This is a genomic window from Lysobacter yangpyeongensis (genome assembly GCF_042655745.1).
In the GTDB taxonomy this organism is placed as follows: domain Bacteria; phylum Pseudomonadota; class Gammaproteobacteria; order Xanthomonadales; family Xanthomonadaceae; genus Agrilutibacter; species Agrilutibacter yangpyeongensis.
Genome location: NZ_JBHSNM010000016.1, coordinates 1 through 3,625, shown reverse-complemented (window position 1 = coordinate 3,625; position 3,625 = coordinate 1). Strand labels below are relative to the sequence as shown.

General features: G+C 57.4%; 4 protein-coding genes. All 4 read left to right on the top strand.

Translation table 11 applies throughout. The annotated features are described in order from the left end of the window. Positions 1-1,499 precede the first annotated feature (1,499 nt). Positions 1,500-1,976, top strand: coding sequence for a hypothetical protein (locus ACFPN1_RS16120; RefSeq protein ID WP_386756239.1), 477 nt, complete (start codon positions 1,500-1,502; stop codon positions 1,974-1,976). Positions 1,977-2,054: 78 nt separating this feature from the next. Then, a complete protein-coding gene (locus tag ACFPN1_RS16115) occupies positions 2,055-2,357 on the top strand; it encodes a hypothetical protein (protein ID WP_386756238.1) in 303 nt (100 codons plus the stop codon). A 385-nt stretch (positions 2,358-2,742) separates the two neighbouring features. Further along, entirely contained in the window at positions 2,743-3,126 is a 384-nt protein-coding gene (locus ACFPN1_RS16110) for a hypothetical protein (RefSeq protein WP_386756237.1), read from the top strand. Positions 3,127-3,222: 96 nt separating this feature from the next. After that, complete coding sequence (locus ACFPN1_RS16105) at positions 3,223-3,507, top strand: hypothetical protein (protein WP_386756235.1); 285 nt, start codon at positions 3,223-3,225, stop codon at positions 3,505-3,507. Positions 3,508-3,625: the final 118 nt, after the last annotated feature.

The following is a 3,625-nucleotide window of genomic DNA, read 5'->3' as shown; positions in this document are numbered from 1 at the left end:
GTTCCTGGTCGTAATCTTGCTGGCCGTTGCACCTTCAATCTGGGCTGCCCTGCTTGGTCGCGGCGCAGCCTAACAATTCATTCAAGCCGAAGCCGCTTCGCGGCTCGGCTTAATTCAGGCGTTAGGCCGCGCACGAGCACTCATGTCTTTCAAGCCAAGAACAAGAGCGTTTTTATTCGCGATCGCGCTAGTTGCCGTCGGCATCTTCGCGTTACTTGGAGTTCCTGCGCCCTGGTCCGCCCCTCGGATTCTTACCGGCACGGTCGTTCAATCCGACGTGGCACTTGGCAGCAAGCGCCAAGGCGGGAGCAAAGGCTTCATTTGGGTGCGCCTATCTGATGGCTCACTTGTGTCGCTTAGCACATCCCGGTCTTCCCTCCCGCCAGTCTCCGCTTCGGTTCGCGTTGAGGAACGGCATGGCGTGTTTGGTCAGCGCCTTGTTACCCTTATCGGCAGATAGTGCCCAATGTCTTGGCCGCGGCCTAACAATTCGTTCAAGCCGAACCCGCTTCGCGGCTTCGTCTTGAACTCCTCGCAAACTGTTGCCGCCTCGCTTTCCGGTTCTTCCCGCAGCGGGTCGGCTTAACTCAAGCGTTAGATGCGTTCAAGCATTCCGGCGTTCGCAAGTTCGCAGAGTTGATCAGCCTGCTCGCGCGTGGCGCAAAACACAGCACCACCTGGGCCTGACAGGGCGACAACCCCGCGCGCATCACACACTTGTGGCGGAGATTCGCGCATGTGCGTGTACTGCGCCCCATACTTGATCGTCTCAACGTGGAATGGCGGGCCGGCGTTGATCCTGTTCAAACGCCAACCTTCCAAGCCTTCTGCAGTTAGTAGCATTTCATCGCCTCGCATCTAACAATTCATTCAAGCCGAAGCCGCTTCGCGGCTCGGCTTAATTCAGGCGTTAGATGCCTATGACAGTTGCTCGCTATCACATAGATAAAAGACGGCTACTGGTGGGCGCCTCTGGCTTGCTCCTATTTCTCGCCGTCGGCACCCTTTTAATTCTCCATGATGGTCCCCGCAGCTCGACATTCAAAGACATTCTCATCTTTGTCACGGTAGTTGCTCCAACGCTAGCCCTGCTTCTCGTCGCGCTGTCGGCGCTGCTCAGGTTTGGGCCGGCCGTAGAGATCACGGAACATTCCATCAAATGGAGCGTTTCATTCCTATCCGGCGGGGAGATGGAATGGCCCCAAATACGATCGGTATCCTGCATCAATTTCGGCGGTACCTGGTTCGTAAACCTTGAACCGCACGACATGACCACATTTGTCAGGCAGCAGCCCTTATTCCGCCGCACTCTTTACCGCGCCATGCTTCGCCATAATTGGCCAGTCCCGCCAACGTCTGTTCCGGGCTCAGGGCTTCGCGACGGCTCGGCGGGAGCCATAGCCAAGCATGTTCGCAGGCGTATGCGTGCGGCATCTAACAATTCATTCAAGCCGAACCCGCTTCGCGGGTCGGCTTAATTCAGGCGTTAGGCATACGAGATGCGCATCCTCGCTACCACAACTTTGGCAACGGCACTCCTCGGATGCTCGGGCGAGTCAACCATGCCACCTGGCTTCAACGAGGCATGCTACGGCGGCAACTACAGCCAGTATCTTTCCGGCGCCAATCCCATCTACTCGGCCACGCTCGCCGTTGATCATCCTTCGCAACCTGTTCTACGCAGTTTACTTTTCCAGCTTGCCGAGAAGCATCAACTCAAGGCATTTGATGACGGTGCCAACTACAACAACCAGTTCTTTTCGGTGTATCTCTGCTCAAGCAAAGGTGCATTTGCGTTCGTGGATAGCCGCGCCGCCGGAGAGAACATGGTGCGTGTAACCGTGTTCTCTTACAGAGAATCTTGGCACCCGGAGCAGTTTGTCGGAGACTTGAGTGCGGCTCTTTCATCTCAATGGCCTAACGGCCTCCGGATGGAGGATCCATCAAACACCACTCTCAAAAACTCGATCCTGTAGGCATGCCGGTCGTATGCCTAACAATTCATTCAAGCCGACGCCGCTTCGCGGCGCGGCTTAATTCAGGCGTTAGGCCGCATGGGTAGCAAGTCACACGTCAAGCTCTACAAGGCAAACCTCATCGCGGCGGCTACCTATAGCCTCGCCAGCCTTTTCGTGTGCTCTACCTATGAGTTGTTTCATCCGCACGCCGTCGGCCATCTCTTCCCGGCAATCTCGGCTTTTGCGGCCGGCGCCTGGGGGCTCCTGTGCTGGCAGCTTGGTATTGCTAACGACCTGCAACATGTTGTTGCTCTCCGCAAGTCTTCGTTCCCGCTCGCGGTATCTTTAGTCGCTATGGCCGTATGCTGGTATCGGTACTCAGCGCAGCTTGCGGCCTAACAATTCATTCAAGCCGAAGCCGCTTCGCGGCTCGGCTTAATTCAGGCGTTAGGCACCAATGGCCAGATACATCTCAGTCGGACTGATTCTGCTCGGCCTGGCTCTCGGCTTCCGGGGCCTCTACGTGTGGACGGACTGCGGCTATGACTGCCCTGCTCTTTCATATCCAAGCCTTACTGCGACCGGAGCCATCGTTCTTGCGTTGCTTATCGGGGCAGTGGGTCTCGGCGTACTCTTGGCGTCCCTTCTTGGCAGGCCGTTCAAGCGCCGCTAGGCTCTCCCTGCAATTTCAGTTCGGCGCTCGCAGCCTACGGGTTGGCGCCTAACAATTCATTCAAGCCGAAGCCGCTTCGCGGCTCGGCTTAACTCAGGCGTTAGGCCGCTCATGCAGATTCCCGCCGATCAAATGGACGAGGCTTCGTTGACTGCTTTAGGAGCCGAGGCAGTCCAGCTTCTGTGCACCGGAGACACATCGGGTCTGATCAACCGCTTTGGCTACGCTCTTGCTCTTGGCAGAGAGCCTGCCGCTGCCGTGCAACATGACTTGGCGCTATGCCTAGCCGAGCTACAAGCGTCCAAGCTGGTGCGCGTAACCGGCAAAGCTCCGGCCAAAGTGAGGTATTTTGAGCCCAGTGATTCCGGCCTACTCGCTGTCGTTGAGGCTCTCGCTCCAACTGATAACGGGGCTGCGGTGTTGGTAGAGCTGATTGTTTCGGCCAGCGGACAGAGCAAGCACGTCACGCTGGAGCAGCTCAGTGCCGCGGCCTAACAATTCATTCAAGCCGAAGCCGCTTCGCGGCTCGGCTTAATTCAGGCGTTAGGCCGCGTACTATCAAACTCGCAATCTCATCAAGGACGTCCACTCATGTCTGATGCAGTCCGGTCATCTTCTGCCCGTTCCGGCACTCTTTCGGCCCTAGGGTTCGCACTCCTCGCCATTGGCATCCTCTTCAATCCACTGCTCACTGCTGTCGCAGTTGGAGTCCTTGGCATGGCCGTCGCCTCTCGTCCTGGCAGCAGAGTTGCCGGCTACAGCGTCATGGCGCTTGCTGCAGTCCTACTGCTGTTCCAGGTGGGCTATGGCATCGGCAAGGACATGGCTCACCGGGACAACGCAACTCAGGCTTCGGCCAACACGGGCGCGGCCTAACAATTCATTCAAGCCGAAGCCGCTTCGCGGCTCGGCTTAATTCAGGCGTTATGCGCGGTGGGATAGAGGTTGTTCAAACCTATCGTGCACCCGGTCTTGTTCCGCGGCTTGAGTGGCT